Annotated in this window: 26 protein-coding genes; 14 read left to right on the top strand and 12 right to left on the bottom strand. The window is 57.6% G+C overall.

Features of this window, described 5'->3' with window-relative positions:
- Window positions 1-47: 47 nt before the first annotated feature.
- The 5 genes from GG681_RS07805 to GG681_RS07785 all read right to left on the bottom strand — a co-directional run bounded on the left by GG681_RS07805 (window position 48) and on the right by GG681_RS07785 (window position 5,398).
- Window positions 48-875: a metallophosphoesterase gene (locus GG681_RS07805; protein ID WP_153546799.1), complete on the bottom strand. Its 828-nt coding sequence runs from the start codon at window positions 873-875 to the stop codon at window positions 48-50.
- A 72-nt stretch (window positions 876-947) separates the two neighbouring features.
- Window positions 948-2,201 (bottom strand): extracellular solute-binding protein, encoded by a 1,254-nt coding sequence (locus GG681_RS07800; RefSeq protein ID WP_153546797.1) that lies wholly within the window; start codon window positions 2,199-2,201, stop codon window positions 948-950.
- Between the two features lie 95 nt (window positions 2,202-2,296).
- On the bottom strand, window positions 2,297-3,259 hold the full coding sequence (locus tag GG681_RS07795) for a carbohydrate ABC transporter permease (protein WP_153546795.1): 963 nt from the start codon (window positions 3,257-3,259) through the stop codon (window positions 2,297-2,299).
- A complete protein-coding gene (locus tag GG681_RS07790; protein WP_153546793.1) occupies window positions 3,259-4,227 on the bottom strand; it encodes a carbohydrate ABC transporter permease in 969 nt (322 codons plus the stop codon). The genes GG681_RS07795 and GG681_RS07790 overlap by 1 nt, the downstream gene beginning before the upstream one ends.
- A 1-nt stretch (window position 4,228) precedes the next feature.
- A complete protein-coding gene (locus GG681_RS07785) occupies window positions 4,229-5,398 on the bottom strand; it encodes an ABC transporter ATP-binding protein (RefSeq protein WP_153546791.1) in 1,170 nt (389 codons plus the stop codon).
- A 109-nt stretch (window positions 5,399-5,507) separates the two neighbouring features.
- Here GG681_RS07785 and GG681_RS07780 point away from each other — a divergent pair, with 109 nt between their 5' ends.
- The 14 genes from GG681_RS07780 (at window position 5,508) to GG681_RS07715 (ending at window position 17,160) form a co-directional block, all read left to right on the top strand.
- Window positions 5,508-6,374 carry a LysR family transcriptional regulator gene (locus tag GG681_RS07780; protein WP_153546789.1) on the top strand — a complete coding sequence of 289 codons (867 nt, stop codon included), beginning with the start codon at window positions 5,508-5,510 and terminating at the stop codon, window positions 6,372-6,374.
- A gap of 119 nt (window positions 6,375-6,493) precedes the next feature.
- The gene (phnF, locus tag GG681_RS07775; RefSeq protein ID WP_153546787.1) at window positions 6,494-7,213 is read left to right on the top strand and encodes a phosphonate metabolism transcriptional regulator PhnF; all 720 of its coding nucleotides are present in this window, start codon (window positions 6,494-6,496) and stop codon (window positions 7,211-7,213) included.
- Window positions 7,206-7,622: a phosphonate C-P lyase system protein PhnG gene (locus GG681_RS07770; RefSeq protein ID WP_153546785.1), complete on the top strand. Its 417-nt coding sequence runs from the start codon at window positions 7,206-7,208 to the stop codon at window positions 7,620-7,622. Before phnF ends, GG681_RS07770 begins: the two co-directional genes overlap by 8 nt.
- Window positions 7,622-8,161 carry a phosphonate C-P lyase system protein PhnH gene (gene phnH, locus GG681_RS07765; RefSeq protein WP_153546783.1) on the top strand — a complete coding sequence of 180 codons (540 nt, stop codon included), beginning with the start codon at window positions 7,622-7,624 and terminating at the stop codon, window positions 8,159-8,161. Before GG681_RS07770 ends, phnH begins: the two co-directional genes overlap by 1 nt.
- Window positions 8,161-9,219: a carbon-phosphorus lyase complex subunit PhnI gene (locus tag GG681_RS07760; protein WP_153546781.1), complete on the top strand. Its 1,059-nt coding sequence runs from the start codon at window positions 8,161-8,163 to the stop codon at window positions 9,217-9,219. Before phnH ends, GG681_RS07760 begins: the two co-directional genes overlap by 1 nt.
- On the top strand, window positions 9,216-10,130 hold the full coding sequence (locus GG681_RS07755; protein ID WP_153546780.1) for an alpha-D-ribose 1-methylphosphonate 5-phosphate C-P-lyase PhnJ: 915 nt from the start codon (window positions 9,216-9,218) through the stop codon (window positions 10,128-10,130). Before GG681_RS07760 ends, GG681_RS07755 begins: the two co-directional genes overlap by 4 nt.
- Window positions 10,127-10,924 carry an ATP-binding cassette domain-containing protein gene (locus GG681_RS07750; RefSeq protein WP_153546778.1) on the top strand — a complete coding sequence of 266 codons (798 nt, stop codon included), beginning with the start codon at window positions 10,127-10,129 and terminating at the stop codon, window positions 10,922-10,924. Before GG681_RS07755 ends, GG681_RS07750 begins: the two co-directional genes overlap by 4 nt.
- Window positions 10,921-11,640, top strand: coding sequence for a phosphonate C-P lyase system protein PhnL (locus tag GG681_RS07745; RefSeq protein WP_153546776.1), 720 nt, complete (start codon window positions 10,921-10,923; stop codon window positions 11,638-11,640). Before GG681_RS07750 ends, GG681_RS07745 begins: the two co-directional genes overlap by 4 nt.
- Window positions 11,627-12,784: an alpha-D-ribose 1-methylphosphonate 5-triphosphate diphosphatase gene (locus GG681_RS07740; protein ID WP_153546774.1), complete on the top strand. Its 1,158-nt coding sequence runs from the start codon at window positions 11,627-11,629 to the stop codon at window positions 12,782-12,784. The genes GG681_RS07745 and GG681_RS07740 overlap by 14 nt, the downstream gene beginning before the upstream one ends.
- Before the next feature lie 84 nt (window positions 12,785-12,868).
- A complete protein-coding gene (phnC, locus tag GG681_RS07735; RefSeq protein ID WP_153546772.1) occupies window positions 12,869-13,672 on the top strand; it encodes a phosphonate ABC transporter ATP-binding protein in 804 nt (267 codons plus the stop codon).
- Window positions 13,673-13,717: 45 nt separating this feature from the next.
- The gene (gene phnD, locus GG681_RS07730; protein WP_153546770.1) at window positions 13,718-14,629 is read left to right on the top strand and encodes a phosphonate ABC transporter substrate-binding protein; all 912 of its coding nucleotides are present in this window, start codon (window positions 13,718-13,720) and stop codon (window positions 14,627-14,629) included.
- A 65-nt stretch (window positions 14,630-14,694) separates the two neighbouring features.
- Complete coding sequence (gene phnE, locus GG681_RS07725) at window positions 14,695-15,639, top strand: phosphonate ABC transporter, permease protein PhnE (protein WP_153546768.1); 945 nt, start codon at window positions 14,695-14,697, stop codon at window positions 15,637-15,639.
- Window positions 15,636-16,493 (top strand): phosphonate ABC transporter, permease protein PhnE, encoded by an 858-nt coding sequence (gene phnE / locus GG681_RS07720; protein WP_153546766.1) that lies wholly within the window; start codon window positions 15,636-15,638, stop codon window positions 16,491-16,493. Before phnE (GG681_RS07725) ends, phnE (GG681_RS07720) begins: the two co-directional genes overlap by 4 nt.
- A 40-nt stretch (window positions 16,494-16,533) precedes the next feature.
- The gene (locus GG681_RS07715) at window positions 16,534-17,160 is read left to right on the top strand and encodes an LbetaH domain-containing protein (RefSeq protein ID WP_153546764.1); all 627 of its coding nucleotides are present in this window, start codon (window positions 16,534-16,536) and stop codon (window positions 17,158-17,160) included.
- A 12-nt stretch (window positions 17,161-17,172) separates the two neighbouring features.
- Here the strand turns inward: GG681_RS07715 and GG681_RS07710 are convergent, their stop codons facing one another.
- The 7 genes from GG681_RS07710 to GG681_RS07680 are packed head-to-tail and all read right to left on the bottom strand — an operon-like array spanning window position 17,173 to window position 23,519.
- Window positions 17,173-17,988 carry a sugar phosphate isomerase/epimerase family protein gene (locus GG681_RS07710; RefSeq protein WP_153546762.1) on the bottom strand — a complete coding sequence of 272 codons (816 nt, stop codon included), beginning with the start codon at window positions 17,986-17,988 and terminating at the stop codon, window positions 17,173-17,175.
- Complete coding sequence (locus tag GG681_RS07705) at window positions 17,948-19,177, bottom strand: MFS transporter (RefSeq protein WP_153546760.1); 1,230 nt, start codon at window positions 19,175-19,177, stop codon at window positions 17,948-17,950. Before GG681_RS07705 ends, GG681_RS07710 begins: the two co-directional genes overlap by 41 nt.
- A gap of 1 nt (window position 19,178) precedes the next feature.
- The gene (locus GG681_RS07700) at window positions 19,179-20,387 is read right to left on the bottom strand and encodes an alpha-D-ribose 1-methylphosphonate 5-triphosphate diphosphatase (protein WP_153546758.1); all 1,209 of its coding nucleotides are present in this window, start codon (window positions 20,385-20,387) and stop codon (window positions 19,179-19,181) included.
- Complete coding sequence (locus GG681_RS07695; protein WP_153546756.1) at window positions 20,384-21,046, bottom strand: class I SAM-dependent methyltransferase; 663 nt, start codon at window positions 21,044-21,046, stop codon at window positions 20,384-20,386. Before GG681_RS07695 ends, GG681_RS07700 begins: the two co-directional genes overlap by 4 nt.
- Window positions 21,043-21,849: a phosphonate ABC transporter, permease protein PhnE gene (gene phnE / locus GG681_RS07690; protein ID WP_153546754.1), complete on the bottom strand. Its 807-nt coding sequence runs from the start codon at window positions 21,847-21,849 to the stop codon at window positions 21,043-21,045. Before phnE (GG681_RS07690) ends, GG681_RS07695 begins: the two co-directional genes overlap by 4 nt.
- Entirely contained in the window at window positions 21,842-22,657 is an 816-nt protein-coding gene (locus GG681_RS07685; RefSeq protein ID WP_328593304.1) for a phosphonate ABC transporter ATP-binding protein, read from the bottom strand. Before GG681_RS07685 ends, phnE (GG681_RS07690) begins: the two co-directional genes overlap by 8 nt.
- Complete coding sequence (locus GG681_RS07680; RefSeq protein WP_153546750.1) at window positions 22,650-23,519, bottom strand: phosphate/phosphite/phosphonate ABC transporter substrate-binding protein; 870 nt, start codon at window positions 23,517-23,519, stop codon at window positions 22,650-22,652. Before GG681_RS07680 ends, GG681_RS07685 begins: the two co-directional genes overlap by 8 nt.
- Window positions 23,520-23,665: the final 146 nt, after the last annotated feature.

Raw genomic sequence — 23,665 nt, 5'->3', positions numbered from 1 at the left:
TCGCAAAGTCTGACAGCCCCAAGACGCGGGCCTGAAGACGGCGCTTACTATGCCGTTGCAGGCTGTTTTTCCCAATCTTCCCAAGCAGTGCCCGAGGTGCGCACCACACCATCCCAGGCAAAGGGGATCTGGTGAATTGTGGTGTCAGACCCGTCGATCAGCACCACGTAATAGCCTGGCTGCATCGGCGCACTTTTCAGCATGTCTTGTTCCTGCAGGTCAGGCAAAGACTGATTGCCGGTTGACGGAACGCTGGCAAAGGGAATGCCCGCAAACTGCCCGTGAATGGGGGCGTGCACATGGCCAAAATGGATATAGTCGATCCGGTCGTTATAACGCTCTAGCAGATCTTTCAGCGGGGCGCGGTCTTCTGGCACCAGCGCGATTTTATCTTCGGCAGGAAGCCCGATCAGCATTGGGTTATGGTGCAAAAAGATGCGGGCACGCTCACAGTGCTCCAGTTCATTTTGCAGCCAGTGCCGACGCTTGGCGCAGAAGTGCCCTGCATGGGTGCGTTCCCCTACGCTGTCGAGATAGATAAACCGGATGCCGTCCACCGTTTCAGCGTGGTTCACAAACCCTGCCTCATCTTGGGGATGGTCAGCAAAGACGTGCAGAAACTCTGAACGGTTGTCATGATTGCCGATCATCAGGCGCATCGGCACGGGGGCTGCTTCAACAAAAGGTTTGAGGCTTTCGTATGCGGCACGTTCACCCCAATGGGCAAGATCACCGGTTACAATGATGCGCACAGCGTCAGGATGATTGTCGGCAATGTCGCGCATGGCCTGTTCCAGACGGGCATGGGGGTTCAACCCGCCCATCTCTTCGCCGGGGATGGTTAGGTGAATGTCGGAAATATGGATGATTTTCATAGGGTCATTTCGCAGCAAGGTCTGAAACCGAATCCGGCCGCCCGTGTGGGCGGGCGACCGGAAACGCGGGGGTTAGCTGTTGGGCAGCAGGTCGTTGACTTCTTCGACCAGCTCTTGCTGCAGCTCTTTCATGTCGGTTGCGTCGCCGGTCACGATACGCTCCAGACCGTCGTACAGGATCTGGGTGATCGCCAGACCGTTGTCACCAGGATAAGCCTGCCAGTCGCGCAACAACGGCAGCTGGTCCACCGCGGTTTTCTTGTTGGCGTTCTGCTCATAGAAATCCGCCAGGATCACATCGTTGGCCGCTTTGTTTGGTGGCATGTAACCGGTGGTTTTTGCCACTTCGGCTGCGCCTTCACCGGAGGTGATGAATGTCAGCCAGGCCCAGGCCGCTTCCAGAACCGCAGGATCATCCGAGGTCGAGGTCAACAAAGCGGCGTTGCCACCCGCAGGCAGACCCAAAGGTGCGCCGCCCATGCCAGGGTAGACATCGGTTTTGAACGTGAAATCAACATTGGCGCGGTCTACGCGGCCCACCGAAGAGGTCGACCAGAAGAACATCGGAACCTGACCCGACGCAAAGGCGCTGAACGAATCCTTGGTCGACAGGTTCTGCATGTCGCAGCCTTTGACCAGTTTCTGCATGGTTTCCAGGGCCGCCAGCGCTTCGGGCGTGTCCAGGTTCATGGCTGCGCCTTCGACGGTGGGTTTGTCCTGAGTCCACATCAGCGCCTGGAAGAACCAGTTGCCGGTGATGTTCCAGCCCCAGAACATTGGGTGCTTAACGCCATTGGCCTGCAGCTTTTCACAGGCACCGATCACCTCATCCCAGGTTTTGGGGGTCTCAGTGATGCCAGCCGCATTCAGCGCATCCATGTTGTAATAGCCAACCGGCAGCGACACAGAGAACGGCAGACCGTGCACGGCATCGTTGAAGGTCGACAGGCTCAGCATCGCCTGGTGATAACCGTCTTTGGCAAAATCGGCTTCTTTAGCGATGAACGGCTCCAGCGACTTGGCGATGCCTTTGTCAACCAGGATCGCCTGACGGTTCAGACCCTGCATGGTCACATCTGGCAGGTTGCCGGAAACCGCTTCACGCAGGATGGTGTTGGTGCCGTCTTCGTAGTTTTCATATGACGCGCGGATCTTCACCTCGATGTTGGGGTGCTTCTCCTTGAATTTTGGCATGATCGCATCATATGTCACGTCGAAGGTCGCCGAATAAGGATAGGCGAACTCGATTGTGACGGTGTCTTCAGCAGAAGCACCAGCGGCGGTTACAGCTGTCAGCACAGCAGCGGTGAGGGTGGAACGGAACATGTCTCTCTCCATGTCTGTTGTGGTGGCCCCGGTGGGTTTGGCGACGTGCCGGGGCCGTTGATCCGGCCTTGTGCCGAATTTGAATGGCTAAGCGGTCACTTCATGCCGCTCAGCGTGATACCTTCGATGAAACGTTTCTGGGCCAGCAGAAAGGTCACGATCAGCGGCGTGACAATCAGCGTGGCGGTGGCCATCATCGGCCCATAAAGACTGCCATCAATGTCCGCCTTGAATTCGCGCAGGCCCAAAGGCGGGGTGAACAGGTTGCGATCACCAGTCACCACGATGCGGGGCCAGAAGTAGTCATTCCAATGGGCCACCACCGAAAAGATCGCAAAGGCCATCAGGGCGGGAATTGCCGTGGGCAGCATCACGCGCCAGACAATCGTCAGCTCGCCCATGCCATCCATCCGCGCCGCATCGATCAGATCATCCGGCACCGTCATGAAAAACTGCCGCATCAGGAAAATGCCAAACACCGAAATCGTCCACGGGATCACCAGCGCCGCATAGGTGTTGGTCAGCCCCAGTTTGGACAGGCCGATGTACAGCGGCAACGCAATGGCATGCACCGGGATGAGCAGGCAGAACAGCACGACCGCAAACACCGCCTCGCGCCCCCAGAACCGCAACTTGGCCAGGGCATAGGCCGCAGGCAAAGCCACAATCATCTGCAACAAAAAGATCGAGGCAGTCACCACGATGCCATTCAGCAGATAGCGCAGCAGTGGCGCTTCGGTGAAGGCTTTGGTGTAGTTAAACACCACCGGGCGCACCGAACACTCGGTCTGAGCCTGGGCCATCAGCGTGTCGCGCAGCTGCGCATCACTTTGACCGGGGTATTCTGCGCGTGCGGCGGCGATATCATCGCGGTCCGGGTGGCGCAGATTCACACAGGCCTCGTCCACCATCATCTCTTGGCGGCCAAAAAAGCCCCCGGTTCCGCGTTCAATTTCGCCCGGAGATTTGAACGAATAGCTGATCATCATATAAAACGGCGCAATCACAATCAGCGCGCCCAGGATCAGGATCAGATGTTTCCACCAATCACGTGTCATCAGTAATGCACCTTTCGTTCCACCAGCCAGCGCTGGATCAGGGTTAGGAACATGACAAAAACCAGGAACATCACGGTGATCGACGCGCCCGCCCCAATCAGATTCTGCTGCACGCCTTTTTCGAAAATCGCGAACATCATCATATAGGTTGTCTTGTTGGGACCGCCGCCCTGCGGCCAGAAGGCTTCGACAGTGTCAAAAACCTGAAAGGCACGGATGCAGCTGATGGTGACCACAAACACCGTGGTCGGGCCCAGCGCAGGCCAGGTCACCAGACGGAAGCGTTCCCAGCCGGATTTGGCACCATCCATTTCAGCGGCGTGATAAAGCTCGCGGTGGACCCCGGTCAGACCCGCCAGATAAAGCACCATGTTAAAGCCAAAACCCTGCCAGATGCCGATGAAACACACCACCCAGATGGCGTATTGCTTATCCCCCAGCCAGATTGGGAACGAGCCTTCGCAGCTGCGTGCCATAAACGGCCAGATCTGTTCCAGCCAGGTGCCACACCCCATAGCGAGCGTGCGATTGATCATGCCGATATTGGGGTGCAGCATGAATTCCCAGGCAATTGCCATGGCCAAAAGCGTCGCCATGACCGGCAGGAAGTAGATCGTTTTGTAAAACTCGCTGAGGCGCCCCAGCGACTGGATCAACAGCGCAGCCCCCAGGCCCAACCCCACCGATAGCGGCACAACCGTGATCACGTAAGTGAAGGTGGCGATGAACATTTTTTTATAGGTCGAGCGGGTGAACAGGCGTTCGTAATTTTGGGTTCCGACCCAGTTGAAGCCGTCATTGCCCAGCGAAAAATCGGTAAACGACAGCACCCCGGCGATGCCCACCGGCACCAGCAGGATCACCACCATCAAAACCACTGCGGGCAGGGTCAAAAACCAGGCGGCGCGGCGTTCCTGGCTGTCAGGATTTGCAACGGTTTTTGGGGCTGTGGCCTCTGCATAAACCATATCAGGCCACCTTATCCGTGCTTTTTGCGGATGTTTTAGCGGGCAACGTGATGTCGCGCACCCGCGCGCCGCTGCCGTCAAACACCAGTGCCGCGCTCATATCAAAGCGAACACCCACCTGCGTTCCCAGCGTCAGCTGCCCCCGGTCTGTTGCAGCTGAGCGCATCACCAGACGGGTTTCGAGGCCGGGAATATCCAGCTGCACAAACAGTTCAGCGCCAAGGTTTTCAACATGTGCAACCTGTCCAACAAACGGCGCGTCCGTGGTGGTGATCTTGATCGCTTCGGGGCGTAATCCCATAGAGATAGCACCGGAAATCGGGCGGTTGGAGTGAATGCCCAACGAGTGATCCAATAGCGCAAGCGCACCGTCTCCTATCAGGGTGACAGGCAGGATATTGATCTTGGGTGAGCCGATGAATTCAGCCACTTCAATTGTTTCGGGGTCTTCATAAACAACATCAGGGGCCGCGCATTGCAGGATCCGCCCGCCCATCATGACAGCAATGCGGTCAGACATGGTCATGGCCTCAACCTGATCGTGGGTCACGTAGATGAATGTTGTCTTGAGCCGTCGGTGCAGCTGCACAATCTCGGCACGTGTCTGCACGCGCAGTTTGGCGTCAAGGTTGGACAGCGGCTCATCCAGCAGAAAGGCGGCCGGATCGCGGACCAATGCGCGCCCCAGTGCCACCCGCTGACGTTGCCCCCCTGAAAGCTGACCGGGTTTGCGATCCAGCAGATGGGCGATTTCCAGCATGTCCGCGGCCTGGCTGACATCATTGCCAATCTCGCGTGCCAGTTTTCCGGAGCCTGGCATGAATTTCCCAATCAACGGAAGCCTTTGCGCCGTATTCATCCGCCGCATTTTCAAGGGTACCGAGATGTTTTCACCAACGCTGAGATGCGGATAAAGCGCGTAGGATTGGAACACCATCGACAGGTTGCGATCGGCGGCGCGCTGCTGCGCAACCGAAGTGTTCGCGATCTGAATGTCTCCGCTTGTTTGCTGCTCCAGCCCGGCGATGATGCGCAGTAAGGTGGATTTGCCACAACCGGACGGGCCGACCAGTGACAGGAACTCTCCATCCGCGATATCCAACGACACGCCTTTCAGCACATCGGTCTCGCCAAAGCTTTTGGTGATGTTTTCGATCTTCAGGCCAGCCATCTGATTCCCCTTCCGTTGGCCTCAGCGATAAAGATTCGAGCCATCATTTTTGTGACGTCATATTAGTGAGATTAATGGGTGATAGAGCCGCGCGGCAGGGGAGAGCAGAATGCGCGCCAACCATCATCAATTCGTTGCCTTCGCCTATGTGGTACGCGAAGGCAGTTTTTCCGCCGCCGCCAAACGTTTGGGGGTGACGCAATCGTCAGTGACGCAGCACGTGGCAAAACTTGAACGTCAGGTGGGGTCTCAGCTCCTGCTGCGCAGCCGTCATGGCGTGACATTGACGCGTACAGGTCAGGAGTTTTTTGATCTGGCAGACAGGCTGGTTGCCCTCGACAGTGCGATCGTTGAGCGGCTTGAAGGCTTTGAGGCGATGGCAAAGGGTCATCTCAAAATCATCGCCAATTCCCCGATGCCCGCGTTGAAGGTAATCGGGCAATTCCAGCGGAGTTTTCCGGATGTGGAGATCAATTTCGCCCTGCATGACTGGACCACAGCAACGCGGCTTTTGCGCGAGCGTCGCGCCGATGTTGGCCTGATCACAGATGCGCCGCAGGTCGATGACTGGGAGCGGATCGCAATCGCACAGGAGCGATACTGCGCCTATCTTTTGCCGACATCTCCTTTGGCGGCGCGGCGTGAACTGCATCTGGCTGATCTCGCTGAGGAGACGATTATCCTGCCCGAGAGCGGCTCGTTGACGGAACGTGTGGTGCGCACCGCGCAGTGCAAACACAACGTTGAGTTTACCCGCACCATGCGCATGACAACATTTCCCCTGATGTGTGAAGCGGTGCTGCAAGGGGCAGGCGTTGCAATTTTTCTGAGCAATAGTGGTTTGATCTCAAACGGTTTGGTGGAAATCCCAATCGCTGAGCTTTCGGATCTCTATGAAACCTCGGTGATTACACCAAAGGATCGCGCGCGCTTGCGCCTGGTTGAATCCTTTGTCTCAATCGCTGCGGCGGTGTGAAGGACCGTTTCAGGGACACGTAGAAATATCCTCGTTGGTGGTCGGCGAAACGGGTGAACACTGTCACAGCGCCGTCACCTGCAATCTGTAACTAAAAATCATTCGAACGAATCTAAAGCATGACACGGACAAACTGGACAATGATCCGCGACGCCCTTGCACAGGAAATCGCTGAAGGCATTTTAACCCCCGGAGACAAGCTGCAGACCGAGCCTGAGCTCGCGCAGCGGTTCGACGCGGGACGGCATTCTGTACGCCGCGCGGTTGAGGCCCTGGCGAAGGCAGGCAAGGTCAGCATCGAACAGGGGCGCGGCACTTTTGTCGAAGAGGCGCCGCATCTCACCTATTCCATCGGGAAGCGTACCCGGCTGCGTAAAAACCTGGTGCCGCAGGGCTGTCAGGTGACAAGCGAGCCGCTGTCGGCTGAGCTGGTGGAGGCCATTGGTAATGTGAAACGTGCCCTAGGCCTGTCAGACGGCGACAAGGTGGTTGAAAGCAGGCGCATCAGCCTGGCCGACAATATGCCGGTCGCGGTTGGCACGTCATGGCGTCCTGCTGCGCGGTTTCCAGATTTTGTCGAACGGCGTCGCGACGTCGGATCCACGACCGAAACATATAAGACCTACGGAATAAGCGACTACTTTCGCAAAGAGACCGAGTTTTATGCGCGTCCTGCCAAGCCGGAAGAAGCCAAGCTGCTGAAACAACACCCGGATTTGCCGGTGATCGTTGTGCGGGCGGTGGATGAGGATCCTTCCGGGGTACCAATTTCTTATAGCAAAGTCATCTGGGCGTCGGGCCGGGTGCGGTTCACAATGTCAGGAGGGGATGATGGCTGAAACGGATGTGCAACTTGATGCATTGGCGCGCGCAGAGCCTGCGCAGCTGAATGAATTCGCAGAGGGGCTGATCGCCGCTCTTGGCGATATTGAGGTGCTCTACAGCCGCACCGGGCTGGTTATGCTGCCCATGCGCGACACGGCGCTGGGCACAGTGTTTCACCTCGGTGAGGTTCTGGTCAGCGAGGCCCATATCCGCGCTGGCACCTGCGAAGGCTACGGTATGCGGCGCGGGCATGATCTTGAGGCCGCGATGGCTATGGCCCTGGTTGATCTGTCGCTCAAATCCAACGTGAATGCGGAGGCCTGCCGCAGCTTTTGTGCCGCGCTTTCTGCCGCACAAGCTGAACAAGACCAAGAATGCCTGCGCCGGGTCGAAGCCACGCGCGTGAATATGGAGACGTTCTGATGAGTGCCGCGTGCCCCGAGTTTTCCCCACAAGAACAGCGTGCAAATGCCGCGTTTGATGCGTTGCTGAAATCATTGGCACGCCCCGGAATGGTGCATCAGCTGCCCGAGGCCGGAGAGACCTGTCTGATTGATGCGCTGATCGATCGGGAATGCCGCGTCTATAGCGCGGATCCGCTGTTGCTGCCGCAGATCATGCGGTGCGGGGCTGAAATCGCGGATGCGCCACAGGCTGATCATCTGTTTCTGGGCCGACTGAGTTCGGTTGATATGCTGAATAGCCTGCGCCTCGGCAGTGATCTTTATCCTGATGAAGGCGCGACGTTGATTGTGCGGGCCAAACTGGGAGAGGGCGCAGCGCTTTGCCTAAAGGGTCCTGGTATCAATGGTTCTGAAACCGTGCAGGTTTCCGGCTTGCCAGAGGGGTTCTGGGCCACGCGCCGGGCGGTGATGCGGTATCCGATGGGGTTTGAGCTGATCCTCTTGGACGCAGACCGGCTGATGGCGATCCCGCGATCTACTGATGTGGAGGAAATCTGATGGCCTATGTTGCAACCCGTGGCGGTGAACGCGCAATTGACCAGTCCGAGCGGCTGTTTCGTGCAGAGCTTGGCGAGATTGACCATGCCCGCGTCGCTGAAATTCGTCGCTCCATGCCCTATCTGATTGATCGGGTGATGGGGGAAGCTTCGCTTTATGATCCTGATCTGGCGGCACTTGCATTGGCGCAGACAGGCGGCGAGATGTTTGAAGCGGTTTTGTTGCTGCGCGCCTGGCGCACCACGCAGCCGCGGTTGAGCGTGGCAGAACCCGTAGAACAAGATCAGCTGTTTACCCATCGTCGTATTTCCGCAGCCTTCAAGGATATTCCCGGTGGTCAGCTGCTTGGCCCCACTTTGGATTATGCGCATCGGATCCTGGCGACCGAGGTTTTGAAAGGTGAAACATTCACCCCGCCTGCGGTTGAACCAGCCGCAAAACCAGCCCCGGCGCATCAGCCCTCTGTCAGCGCTTGGCAGGCTGAAAATGATCTGGTTGACCTGCCGGAAGCTGATGAAACCCAGGGCAATGATATTCCCGATCTGACGCGAGAGCCTTTGCTGTTTCCATCCAAACGCGCCCATACCCTGCAAAGCCTTGCACGTGCCGATACCGGTGGGGTTCTGGCGTTGGGCTATGCGGCGATGCGCGGCTATGGCTCGGCCCATCCCACCGTCAATGAGCTGCGCCTAGCCGAAGCAGACCTGGTGGTGAACCACCCTGATGGCCGCAAGTTTTCCGCTGGTCGCGTCAAGGTCAGCCAGGCCGAGGTGGTCAGCAAAAAAGGCAAGAAACTGGGGCTTGGGTTTGCAGCCACCTTTGGCTGGAACGAGGTGAAATGCATTTCCGCAGCGACGCTGGATCTCAACAGTGCAGGGGCACCCAAAGGCTCAGCCACCGAGGAAGAGTTCTTTCTTTATCACACCGAAGGGGTCGAAAGCTCTGGCTTTTGTATCCACTTCAAGCTGCCACACTACGTCACCTTCCAGTCCTCACTGGACGCTATGCGTGACGCAAAGGCGAAACAGGCAGAAAAATCCGAGGAGCCCGCACAATGAGCCTGACGGATCTGACAAACCCCTGGCAAGCGATGAGCTATGGCTTTCTGGATGGCTCTGCCAAACGGGAGCTGCGGCGCAAAATGATCAAGGCGGTGGCGGTGCCCGGCTGCCAGATGCCTTATGCCAGCCGCGAAGTGCCGATGGCACGGGGCTGGGGCACCGGTGGCTTGCAGGTGTCGCTGACACTGGTGAACCCGCAAACACGGGTCAAAGTCATCGATCAGGGTGCCGACGACAGCGTGAACGCGGCCTCGATCCGCCGCTTTATCTCGCGGGTGGCGGGCACGCCGACAACGCTGGATACGCTTGAGGCTGATCTTATTCAGTCGCGCCACCGCATCCCCGAAGAAATCCTGCGCGAAGATCAGATTCTGGTGTTGCAGGTGCCCAATCCCGAACCTTTGCGCCCGGTGCAGCCGAATATGTCGATTGCGCGTCAGATGCATGCGGATGCGGATTATGGCCGGATGTGGCTGCAACTGTATGAGCAGATTGTCCGTTCAGGCCGGGTGATGCAGGGGGCAAGCTATCCGTCGATGGTTAATGGACGCCATGTGATGACGCCGTCGCCCATCCCGCGCTGGGATGTGCCCAAACTGCATATGGCCAAGCATCTCACCATCCTTTCAGCCGGGCGGGAAAAGCGGATCTTTGCGGTGCCGCCCTACACCAAGGTTGAACCACTGGTGTTTTCCGATGTGCCCTACAAGGTCGAAGAACACCGGCATCTGCGCTGCTATCGTTCTGGCACCAAAGGCTATTTCATGAATGAGATCCCGCAGGATGATGGCAGCTCAACCTATGAAGTCTCTGACAGCGAATGGGGTGCCAAAGCCATTCGTGCAAATGACGGCGAAGAGATCCAGCGCGGCGAAACCTGGTACAAAGATGGGGAGTTCACGTCATGACTCTGACACTTGACCCACCTCGCATTGTGAAAACCCAGCCATTGCTGAAGGTTGAAAACGTCTCCAAATCCTATGGCTCAGTTCAGGCGGTGAAAAATGTCTCTGCCAGCGCCTATCCCGGCGAAGTGCTGGGCATTGTCGGCGAAAGCGGCTCTGGCAAATCTACCCTGCTGCGCATGATGAACCTCGAGGAAGTCCCGGATCAGGGCCGCTATACGCTGGATCTGCCAGATGTTGCGGGCAATCTGTTTGAGCTTGATCGCTTTGCCCGGCGGATGCTGTGTGCCACCAAAATCGGCATTGTTTATCAGAACCCGCATCTTGGTTTGCTGATGAACCATTCTTCATCGGGCAATGTCGCCGAACGGCTGTTGATCGCGGGCGAACGCAGCTTTGCCACATTGCGGGCAAAGGCCACGGTGGCGTTGGAAGCCTCTGAATTCCCGCTGGATCGTCTGGATGCGCCGCCCGCAGAGCTTTCGGGCGGGATGCAACAGCGGGTGCAGCTGGCAAAGGCCATCGCGCTGGAACCTGCATTGCTGCTGCTTGATGAGCCAACAACCGGGCTTGATGTTTCGGTGCAGGCGCTGGTGCTTGATACGCTGAAACAGCTGCAGCAAGAGCGCAATATCACCATGGTTATCGTCAGCCATGATCTGGGTGTCATTCGCACCCTTGCCGATCGCGTCATGGTGATGCGGCGCGGCGAAGTGGTTGAAACCGGGCTGGTGGATCAGATTTTCCAGGATCCCCAGCACGCCTACACACAACAATTGGTGCATGCAAAACTATGAGTGCTGTTTTAGATATCGAAGGGCTGAGCAAGACCTTCACATTGCACCATCTGGACAAACAGATTGGTGCGTTTTCTGATGTTTCCTTCTCCGTTGCGGCGGGGGAGTTTGTGCTGCTGAAAGGCGCGAATGGGGCGGGGAAATCCACTCTGTTGCGCACGCTTTACCGCTCTTATCTGCCACAATCGGGGCAGGTCCGCTTTCAGTCGGTTCATGGTGAAATTGATCTGGCACGCGCGGCCGAAGTTGATATTGCCCATCTGCGTCGCACTGAGATCGGGTTTGTCACCCAGTTTCTGACCGCCCGCCCACGGGTCAGCGCCGAAGACATCGTCGCCGAACCGTTGCGGCAGGCCGGGCATGGGCAGGATGATGCGCGCGACGCGGCACGGGCTGCGCTGGCCACATTCGGGGTGAAACCGGATCTGTGGCGCGCCTATCCAACAACGTTTTCGGGGGGCGAGCAGCAGAAGGTAAATCTGGCGCGCGCGCTTATTCTGCCGCAAAAACTTTTGTTGCTGGATGAGCCAACAGCATCGCTGGATGCACAGGCCCGCGCGGCACTGGTGGCGCGTCTGGCGGAACTAAAGGCAGGCGGCACCGCGATGATTGGTGTGTTCCACCATCCGGATGATGTTGCCCATCTGATTGACCGTATTGTTGATCTTACCCCTGAACAAACCCCACAGGAGGAGCGTGCAGATGTGGCTCTGTGATGTATCGATTGTCCTTGCTGATCGCGTGATTGCCTGTGGTGCGCTGCGCCTCGAAGAGGGGCGCATTGCGGAAATCCGTGAAACCAGTGGCAGCGCGACCCATACGGTTTATCCCGGTTTTGTTGATATGCATGGCGACATGATTGAACTGGAACTGGAGCCGCGACCGGGTGTCGATTTCCCGATGGAGGTCGCGGTGACCCATCTGGATGCACGTTTGGCTGCTGCCGGGGTGACCACCGCCTATGCGGGGGTATCGTTTTCGCGCAATGCCAAAGACGGCGACCGCCGGTCTTACACCCATACAAGCCAAATCATTCGCGCCCTGAAGGCACATCAAAATGGTCTGCGGGTGGATCACCGGGTGCATGCGCGCTTTGACATCACCTTTACTGCGGCGATTGAAACCTTGGAGGGTCTGCTGAACTCTGGTTCGGTGGATCTTGTTTCGGTGATGGATCACACGCCGGGGCAGGGGCAATACCGTGATTTGGAACGTCTGATTGCCTATCGCACCCGTGGCGGCAAGGTCAGCGCAGAAGAAGCCCGCAGCCAGATTCAGCACAGCATTGACAGCGCTGTCTCCACCGAAGAGATCCATGCCAACCTGCTGACGGTCTCGCGCCTGTGCAAGGCGCATGGGATCGCAGTCGCCAGCCATGATGACGACACGGTGGAAAAGGCCAATCTGATGGCCGACATTGGTGCGGTGATCAGTGAATTCCCGGTAACAATGGATGCAGCCAAAGTGGCGGCTGAACGGGGAATGATGACTGCAATGGGCGCGCCTAATGCTATGCGCGGCCAAAGCTATTCCGGCAATCTGTCCGCGCGCGATGCCCATGCGGCGGGGCTGTTGCAGATCCTTGCGGCAGATTACCACCCGGCGGCTATTTTGCCCGCGATCAAATGCCTTGCTGACACTGATCCCGATGGTCTTGCGGGGGCGGTGCGGCTGGCCAGCGCAAATCCCGCACAGGCGCTGGGCCTGACGGATCGTGGCGAAATCGCGGTGGGGAAACGTGCAGATCTTGTCCTGGAAAATGCCCGCGGCAAAATTGTAACCACCCTGCGCGAGGGAGAGGCGATTTTCTCGGATGGCAGCATGGAGTTTACACGCAAAGAATGCGTCTCGGCAGCGTAGTGTAACGTAAGTTTCACATGTTGGTTATGACGTAGTCACATGAAGCGACGATTGTTGGCATAACAATTCATTCGGATGAATCTCATGCCAGCAACACTTACCCTTTCGGACGTATCCAAGATCTACGGCGAGACCCGCGCCGTAGATTCCGTTTCCATTGATATTGCACCCGGGCAGTTTGTTGGTGTTATCGGCCGCTCTGGCGCCGGTAAATCCACAATGCTGCGCCTTATCAATCGTTTGATCGACCCCACTATGGGGTCGATTTCGTTTGATGGTGTCGACATCACCCAATTGCGCGGCAAGGCGCTGCGTGATTGGCGGCGCGATTGCGCGATGATTTTTCAGCAGTTCAATCTGGTGGATCGCCTGGATGTTTTGACCAATGTCCTGATTGGGCGTCTGGCAGAGCACGGCTTTCTCAGCTCAATGGCGATGCAATTCACCGATGCGGAACGCACCATGGCCCTGCAGGCGCTGGATCGTCTGGATCTGGTACCGCAGGCGTTGCAGCGCGCGGGCACCCTGTCCGGCGGGCAGCAGCAGCGCGTGGCCATTGCCAAGGCACTGGTGCAGCAGCCCAAGATCATGCTGGCGGATGAGCCGATCGCATCGCTCGATCCGGCCAATGCGACATTGGTGATGGACAGTCTGAAACAGATCAACACCGAAGACGGGCTGACCGTTCTCGTGAACCTGCACACGCTTGATACCGCACGCGCCTACTGCGATCGCATTATCGCCATGCGCAACGGGCGCGTGTTCTTTGATGGCTCTGCCGCGCAGCTCACCAATGATGTGGTGCGCGACATCTATGGCACCGAAGGTCTTCGTGAATTCAACGAGGCCGTAACTTCCACCCAATCTGTGGCTTCTGTACCCGCCTGATAGGCGTTGAAACCACTCCATCGCACCCATGAGAGGGATTTGACAATGAAACTTCTGGCAACCACCGCATTGGTCGCTTTGACAGCAACTGCAGCTGTCGCAGCAGACTGGAAACAGGACTATCAGGTTATCAAATTTGGTATCCTGTCCGGTGAAAACGAAAAAGACCGTATCGTGCGCTACACCCCGTTTGAGAAATATCTCGAGCGTGAACTGGGTGTGGACGTCGAGATCTTCACCGCGGGCAACTATGATGGTGTGATCCAGGCAATCGGTGCCGATCAGATCGAATTCGCGTTCTTTGGCTCGTCTTCTTATGCTGCGGCCTACACTGGCACCGACGGCAAGGTTGAACCACTGGTGTCTCGCCTGCGCAAAGATGGCTCCACCGGCTATTATTCGGTTCTGGTGACACGCTGCGAAGACGGCTATGAGAAAATCACCGATCTGAAAGACAAGGTTGTTGCCTTTGCCGACCCGGATTCCACCTCTGGCTACGCGGTGCCGTATTTCAACATCGCCAAAGAGGTTGACCCCAAAACCTATTTCTCCGCGATCCCGTTCTCTGGCTCGCACGAAGCAGGTGTTGCTGGTGTTGTTCAGGGCACCTTTGACGCGGCGGCAACCTGGCAGAACAATGCCACCGATGGTCGCTGGCAGCGTATGATCGAAAAAGGCATGATCGAAGAAGGTCAGATCTGCCCGATCTGGCAGAGCCCAGAAATCACCTCTGGTCCGTTCACAGCCCGCGCAAACATCCCGCAGGAGCTGAAAGACGCCATGAAAGAGCTGGTTATGACGATCCCGGAAAAAGACCCGGAAGCGTTCAAGCAGATGATCGGCGAAGTTGAAGGCACGCCGAACCCGCAGGTTGGCTGGATCGAAGTTGACCACGAGCGCTATCAGTGGATCGTGGACATGCGCGCCTGGCTGAAGAAACAGCGTCGCTCTTCCTAATACCGTTCAAAGACCCCCGGCTGACAATTGGCCGGGGGTTATTCTTTTGCTGGGGCCTGTGATTGATGACAGCACTCACCGACGTATCCGTCACCACACCACCGTTGCGGCCGCTTGATCAGTTTGAGCTGGACTACGCCCGTCGCCGCAACCGCAGCCGATTGACCTGGCTGGTGGCAAGCGTGATTTTCCTGATCCTGTTTTCCTTCTCAGCCTGGCTGGGTGACTTTTTCAAGATCACCCAGGTGACTTTGCCGGATGGCTCGCGCGATTGGCGCTGGGTCATTCCCGCAGGGGTGCCGCGCCTGGGAGAATTTGTCTCCAAAACCATTCCAAATCTCAGCTGGGACAGCCTGGGCCATGACCTTGGCGAATGGTTCTGGCGCTGGAAAATTTGGCTCAACCTGTGGTTTGAAACCGTATTGATCGCCTTTATGGCAACCGCATTGGGTGTTGTAGGAGGGTTTTTGCTCTCCTTCCCGGCGGCACGCAATCTGGCACCAACGCCTTGGATCATGTGGATCTGCCGCCGCTACCTGGAAATCGCCCGCACGGTGCCGGATCTGGTTTGGGCGCTGATGTTTGTGTTCTGCTTCTCGGTTGGCCCGATGGCCGGTGTTCTGGCGGTGAGCTTGCATTCAACTGGCGCGCTGGGAAAGCTCTATTTCGAAGTTAACGAAAACATCGATATGCGCCCGCTGGAAGGGGTCAAAGCCGCCGGTGGTACCTGGTTTGATCAGATCCGCTATGGCGCGGTGCCGCAGGTGCTGCCCAATATCATCAGCTACACGCTGCTGCGCTTTGAAATCAACGTGCGCTCTTCTTCGATCATTGGTTACGTGGGCGCGGGTGGCCTTGGCCAGGAAATCCGCGAGGCGCTGTCCTTGCAGGAATACACCGATCTTTCCGCGCTGTTTCTGATCATCTTTGTGACCGTCATTGCAATTGACTACGGCTCAGAAAAACTGCGCCACCGTATTATTGGCCTGGAAAAAGGACCCGCAACATGACCCCGTCTGAGGCCGAAATCCAGGCAGCAATGGCTGCACATCCGCGCGCTTTTCGCGAAACGCCCTTGCGCCGGGCCCGTAAGATTGCCCTTTGGGTTGGAATAGTCGCGCTGTTTTGCTGGTGCCTGTATGATTTCAACTTTTCTCCAGAGCGGATCTGGCTGGGGCTTGGTCGTCTTGGGCGCGTGCTGAGCTTTATGTTCCCACCCTACCTCTGGAGCACTTGGGCCGAATGGGCCGAGATCCTGACAGCATTGGGCGAAACCATCGCCATGGCCTTTATGGGCACATTGCTGGGTGCGATCGTGGCGTTTCCACTGTCGTTTCTAGGCGCAAAGAACATCAACCGCCTGTTCTGGCTGCGTCAGGGATCGCGCCGTTTCTATGATGTGATCCGGGCCTTTGAAACACTGATCCTTGCGTTGATTTTCATCCGCGCCTTTGGCTTGGGGCCGCTGCCCGGCATTCTTGCCATTGCGGTGAGCGAAATTGGCACCTTTGCCAAACTGTTTTCCGAGGCGCTGGAAAACACGTCGAAAAAACCGGTCGAAGGGGTTGTTGCCTCGGGCGGATCCCGGCTGCAGTCGATCTATTTCGCGATCATGCCGCAGGTCTTGCCGGTGCATCTGTCAGTGCTGCTTTATAACTTTGAATCCAATGTGCGCTCAGGCACGATTTTGGGCATCGTTGGGGCCGGGGGCATTGGGTTTTTGCTGTCGGATCGCATCAGCACCTACCATTGGGATCAGGCCTGGACGATGATCTTTATGATCGTTGCCATGGTGTATCTCATCGATTTCCTATCGGGGCTGATCCGGACGCGGCTGATTGGCAAGGCCGATCTGGCCAAGTGATCCGCAGCGCAAAACACCACAAGAACCAGGAGTATTCCCCATGAGCGGAGCTGGATCAAAAAACCACCTGAGCGAGACACCCACAATCCACCCGGAGGCGCAGGTCAGTGACTGCGCCCTCGGGATCTGGACTGAGGTTGGCAAAGGCACGGTGATGAAGGCAAGCCAGATGGGGGATTACTCCTATATCACCCAGAACTGCCATGTGGTCTGGACCACAATTGGCAAATTCTGTTCCATCGCCAATGCAACCCGCATCAATCCGGGCAATCACCCGACCTGGCGGGCGGTGCAGCATCATTCCGTCTACCGCGCCGAGGCTTATGGGCTGGGCGAAGACGATCATGACTTCTTTGAATGGCGCAAGGACAATTGGGTGAACATCGGCCATGACGTCTGGATTGGCCATGGGGTGACGGTGACCGCAGGTGTGAACATTGGCACCGGCGCTGTCATTGGTGCAGGTGCAGTGGTGACCCGCGATGTGGATCCCTACACGGTTGTAGGTGGGGTGCCTGCGCGCGAGATCAAGCGCCGCTTTAGCCCGGCACAGGCCGAGGCATTGCAGGAAATCGCGGTCTGGGATTGGCCGCGCGACCGTTATAAAGCCGCGCTGCCAGATATTCGTGCCCTCGATATCGACGCCTTTATCGAAAAATACCGCTGAGGGCGTTTCTGACTATTCTACCAGCCCACGAGATTGCAGGTAGTCAAAGCCCTTGGGAATATCACCCTTGTCGCGCAGCTCGAGCACAAGATGCGGCGCGCTGGTACAATCTGTCAGCGCGCTAAACACTGCATCCCAATGGATTTCGCCGTCACCGGGTGCCCAGTGGCGATCCGCGTGGCCGTCCAGATCCTGCAGATGCACATGGGCCAGCTGCGCGCCTGCATCACGCACAAAGTAATCCACCGGCGGGGCATCGGACATGCGACGGGCCAGATGGGCGTGTCCCGTGTCGATAGACAGTTTGATCGCGTCAGAGCCGAAGCTGTCCACCATTTCCCGGCGGTGGCGCGGATCCACATCAAGAATGTTTTCAATGACCAGCGTGATCCCCAGTGTTTCGGCCTGTTTGACCACAGGTGTCATAATGTCATGCACACGCTCCAGCAGCGCCTCGTCATAGCCGGGCCAGTTCCACAGGTTGGCCGCATACCAGCGCGTATAGGGGGAATGCATCACCATCTGGCGCGCACCAATGCGGTCAGCCGCCTCCAGCGCCTTGAGAAAACGCGCGGTGATCAACGGGCGCAGTTCCGGGTCTTTGTTGTCGATATTGAGCCCTTCAAAGGGGCCGTGAATGCCCACACGACCGCGATGGCCTTCCAGCGCAACACAGGCAGCACTGATCCGTTCATCGAATTCACTGGTCAGCCCAGCGTGGCTGACGAAATCCTGAATTTCGATGTCGCGCTCAGCATCAAACAGCCAGGCACGATGTTGGGCGATTTCAGAGGCCTTCAGGCAGGCCCCGATTTTCAGAGGTGGCATTTGGAACTCTCCTAGGATCCGGGATGAAAAATGAGGTGAACACAGCAGCGGCCAGAACCGTGGCCATGATGGTAAAACTCCACCAGCCGCCAAAGGATTGGGTGATCCACGCAAAGGCAAATGGGCTGGCTGCATTGACGCTCATGCTGGCAAAGGCGATCCAGCCAAGCCTTGCGCCATATCCTTTGGCACCAAACAGGGCCAAGGGCAGCGTGCCGCGCGTGATGGTTTTGATACCGTCGCCCATGCCATATAGCGCCGCGGCCAATAAAATGCCGGGGATGGTAAAGCCAACAAGAAGCAGAGTTGCAAACCCCGACATCATCAACCAAAGCGCCAGCATGTAGGTCATCAGCGGGTACATATTGCGGCTGATCAGCATCTCAAAGAACCGGCCAACGGTTTTGAACGGTCCAATCACCGCCCCTGCCAGCGCAGCCATGGCGGCGGTGTGGCCAAGGTCTTGCACATTGGTCACCCAAAGCGTCATGACGGCACCTGCCAGAAACCCCGAAATCACAAAAGACGCCACCATCCAGAACATGGCGCGGCGGCGGGCTGGTCCTGACACTTCGGGCCAATGGTTGCTGTTGTTGTCTTCTGGCGCGTGCGGCTGCGTTTCGCCGCCGCGCAAGACAGTGAAATGCAGCGGGACACAGACCAGCAGATAGGCAATTCCAAGCACAACCCAGGTCGTTTCCCAGCCCAACCGGTTGAACAGCGCCAGTGTAAGCGGCCAAAAAATCGTAGAGGCGATCCCCCCAAAGAGGGTAATTATCGAGATGGATCGCTGCGCGGGTATCTTGAGCGGTAGACGCGCCACGCTGGCAAAGGCCACGTTATAAAGCACAAACATGCCAGCGCCTTCTGCCAGCAGGATCGCAGCAAACAGGCCATATCGGGTTTTGACAAAGCTGAGCGCGATCAGCGCAAGCCCCGCAACAACGGAGCCTGCTCCCATCACCCAGCGCCCGCCAAAACGGTCAACCAGCTTGCCCGCAACAGGCGACATCAGCCCGCCAAAGAACAGCCCCAGAGACAGGATGCCAAACACATCCGACAGCGAAAGCCCCAGATCCTCTGCCATATGCGGCAGCAGCACCGCATAGGCATACATCAAGGTGCCATAGCCCATAATCTGGCTCAGCCCGAGGCCCACGGCAGGCCAATAGTTACGATCAATGCGCACGCTAGCCCGCAGGCTGGCCACGATAGGCTGCGCGGCCCGATACCCAGGTGCCGCGGATTGCCGGGGCTTGTCCCTCGGGCCAGTCGACCAGCACCAGATCAGCGCGTTTGCCGGTTGCGATCACACCGCGATCATCCAGCCCCATAGCGCGGGCAGGGCCTTCGGACACCAGCGACCAAAGCTTGAGCCGATCCGCACGTTTTTCCTGATCAAGGCGCGCAACCGCCGCCAGCATCGCCGGGTAGAAATAGTCTGACGCCAGCGCATCACACAGACCCGCTTCAACCATATCACCGGCCCCAAGCGATCCAATATGGCTGCCACCGCGCGCAGCATTGGGCGAGCCAAAGATAATCAGATCGCCATTGTTGCGCGCCGCTTCTGCGGCCTCAATAACCATGGGGAATTCAGCCACTTTGGCGCCAAGGTTGCGGAAATAGCTGCGGGTTTCAGCGCGGGTGTCATCATGGCTGAGCATGGGCGCACCGGCGGTGTGGGCCTTGGCGGCGACCTCGGCAATCACCTTGGGCAGCTGGTCACGACGTTCCCATACCTCACCCAAAAGCTTGATATAGGCGTCTTCGCTGAGGCCCGCGCGATGCGCCTTGGAGGCGGTGCGTTTTTTCATCCGCTCATCATCAAGCGATGCGATGGAGAAATCAGGGCTCAGCTCAAAGGCGCGTTCCTGAATTGGCACGTCATAGGCGCGCATGGTCATCGAGGTGTGATCGTTAAACGCCAGCGAAGGCGTCAGCGGGGCCTTCAGCGCCCAGTCGATCACATCCAGCGCTTCAAAGGCAAAGGTTTCCCAGCGCAGCTGCACCCGGTTTTCCACCAACAGACGGGGGGCAAGATCCTGCATCGCCTGCATGAGCTCACGCCCGCGCGCCACATCACGCAACCCCGGCTCCCAGCCAAGGGTGATGGCGTGATAGGCCGTCGCAATACCGTTGGAGGCCAGCTGGCGATCGGTGTCGATGACCGCCGCAGGGGTTGGAAAAAACACACCAGGGCGCGGCATCAGCTGGCGCTCAAATGCGTCCCCATGCACATCGATCAACGCAGGTGCAAGGATCAGCCCGGCTGCATCAACCCGCTCCCCCTGAACCGGGCCGCCGATCTCGGCAATTTCCCCATTATTTACAGTGACAGTGGTTTCTACGATCTGATCCGCCAGAAACACCCGCGCGCCTTCAAAGGTGAATGTCATTGCTGCTGCTCCATGTCCAAACGTTCCATAAGCAAATGCCAGTGCCAGGAGCCGGGCTTTTCATGTTCGCGGTCTTCCAGCCATGACACTTCAAACCCCTGAAACAGCGCCAGAAGATCCTGTGCATTGCAGAAATAATGCGGGTGGATTTTATCGGTGTCTGGGGCATCAAACACCCAGGTGTTGCGGCTGATTTCGCGCCCTTCATAGCGCGCCAGCTCATGGGGCAGGCGGCGGTTTGACAACATGGTGCCAAGATAGCTGCCACCCGGTTTGGTGATGCGGTGAATTTCCGCAATGGTGCGCTGCAGCAGGGTGTCATCACCGTGGTAGATCACATTCCAGCTCAGCACGTGATCAAAGCTTTGGTCGTCAAACGGCAGCTGATCCATGCGCGCGAGCACGGTTTTGACGCCTCCGGCCTTCTCGATCTCTTTCAGCCCTTCGGGGGCCGCATCAAGAGCTGTGACCTCAAACCCGTTATGCGCCAGCCAGAGCGCGTGGCGTCCAACACCAGCACCAAGATCAAGGATGCGCGCGCCCGGCGTCAGCCCTTTGGCCCAGTTTTGCACATCAAGCTCAGGTGTCAGCCATTTGCTGCCATCCTGAATATTGGCCCATTCCTTATTCCAATGGGCGTCGGCGGTGTCGGACTTCATCTTTGTTCTCCGATAATGCGGCTGCGGACCCAGCCGCTGAGTTGTTCAATCCCGATAACCACAACAGCTATCATCAAGATGACAGTCATCGCGGTGGGGTAGTCAAAAAGGTCAAAGCCGACCTTGAGTTCGATGCCGATCCCACCTGCGCCCACAAGGCCCAGAATGGTGGAAGAGCGCACGGCTTTTTCCAGCGCAAACAGCCCGGTTGAAATAAAGGCAGGCGAGGCGGCGGGAATGGTGGCGCAGGCCACAACATCCAGTTGGTTTGCGCCTGTCGCAGTAAGGCTTTCGGCCGGACCTTTTTCCACCGCTTCCATGTCATCAGCGAAAAACCGGCCGCAAAAACCGATGGTGTCGACCGCGATCGCCAGCATGCCAGCAAAGGGGCCAAGCCCAACCGCCACCACAAAAACCAGCGCCCAGGCAATGTCAGGGACTGCGCGCACAAAACCAAGGCTTGTGCGCACGATCTGGTTGACCCAGGCACCTGCGATCAGCCCGCGCGCTGCCAAAAGCGAGATCGGCAAAGACAGGATCACGCCGATCACGGCCCCGGCAAAGGCGATCTGCAGGGTTTCAAGCATCTTCCATCCCAGTCGGGTCAGCACCTTTGGATCGGTGTTTGGCGGGAAGGCACGATCAATGAAATCGATAAACCTCGGCGGGGAAGAGGTTATTTTGTCAATGGAAACCCCCGAGCCTGCAAAGGCCCAAAGGATGATCACAATCGCCGCTGCATAGCCAAGAAAGGCAAATGCTGAGGGGCGTTCAAACCGGTTCGGTACAGGGAGGCTAGTCATAAAGCCCTCGCAATTCGGTGGCGCTGAGATGGTCTGCGCGCGCATCCAGACTGAGCCGTCCTGCAGACAGGCCAATCACCCGGTCGCCATAGGTCAGCGCGTGTTCGATATGATGAGAGATAAAGACAACGGTGACCCCTTCTTCGCGCGCCAGCGAAAAGAAAAGCTCCATCACATCATCTCCTGCCGCCGGATCAAGCGAGGCGGTGGGCTCATCGGCAAACAGTATTTTGGGACGGCTCACCAATGCGCGGGCAATTGCGACGCGCTGGGATTGTCCGCCCGACAGCCGGTCGGCGCGTCTGTTTGCCAGATGCGCCAGCCCCACTTTGGACAATGCATCCATTGCGGCTTCGCGGGCTGCTGCGGGCGCAAAACTCTGGCTCCAATAGCGCGGGCCAGAACGCTGGCCCAACAGACCGTGCACCACATTTGACAACACACTAAGGCGGGAGACGAGGTTGTGTTTTTGCGACACCAGCCCGATTTGCCCCCGCAAGGCGCGCAGCTCAGTCGAGGAGGCGCTGCCAACTTCGGTGCCAAGCATGGTGACACTGCCCTGCTCGGGTGGGATCAGCCCCATCAGGCAGCGCAGCAAGGTGGATTTGCCGGTGCCATTGGCCCCGACAATGGCCACGGCTTCACCGCGTGAAAGACCAAAGGAGATATCGGCAAAGATCTGGGTGCCACCAAAGGATTTCCCCAAAGCCATTGCGCGAATATCAACGGGCAAAACCGGGGCAGAGACTGCCCCGGATGCATCAGGCTGCGCTATGACAGCCTGTGATTTTGTCAGTAGATCAGTCACCGATGAACGCATCGAACTGTGGGTAGCCCGCGTTTGAATACATCGCGCGCACATAGTCGTAGGCGCTGTCTTTGATCGCAACCAGATCCATGCCGATGTATTTGTCGTTCTCTTCGTGGGCGGTGATGCCGTCGATGATCAGATCTTTGTTTTCGATGATCGCAGATTGAACGGCCGCGGCATTTTCTGACGGCACATGTGCGCCAACCATGATCATGTCATTGGGCAGATCGCCAGAGCGGGCGATGATCTTGAAGGCGCCATAGGGCAGCTCGGTCTCTTTGGCGCGCAGGCCAACCCATTTGCCCGCGTTCATACCAATCGCGTCGATGTCATTGGCCTTCAGCGCTTCAAACGCGATGTTGCGGCTGGTGTGGGTTTTGTCCAGATCGTTGACCGGATCAACACCGTGGTCCGCCAGTACCTGCATTGGGCACAGCATGTTGGACGTGGAGCCGATGTCACCAAATGCAACCTTCTTACCCTTCAGGTCAGCAGGCACGTTGATGCCGCTGTCGGCACGCACGATGATCGCGCAGTGGTAATCCGGACGGCCCAGACCCACCAGCGGGGTGGCTTTGGTCAGCTTGTTGATCACAACATATTCCGCTGGGCCAGACACCACAAAATCAACGGTCTTGCCGCGCAGCGCTTCGGCCGCTGCGGTGCGTGAGTTCACGGCAAAGAACTCAAAGCTATCGCCAGTTGCGCTTTCCAGGGCGTCTTTGAACGGGCCCCATTCCAGCTGCAGGCGCTCCATGCCTTCCACGTCGGTTACAGCCAGTTTCCAGGTTTCAGCCTGTGCGGTGAAGGCAGCAGATGCAGCCAAGACGGCGCCTGCGATAATCGAATGCAATTTCATAGTCACGCTCTCCCGAGTTGAAATTCATTCGAATGTTTGATGGGTGCGTGTAACGCTGGCGTGTCAGTTAACAGAAGTTTTTGTAGGGATCTGATGTCGAAATGACTGCGAAAAGAAACACACCAGCACGTAGACATGCTGGTGTG

Origin of the sequence: Tritonibacter aquimaris (assembly GCF_009617595.1) — a bacterium.
Lineage (GTDB): Bacteria > Pseudomonadota > Alphaproteobacteria > Rhodobacterales > Rhodobacteraceae > Epibacterium > Epibacterium aquimaris.
The sequence above is the reverse complement of the archived record's forward strand: the minus strand, read 5'-3'. Positions and strand labels throughout refer to the sequence as shown.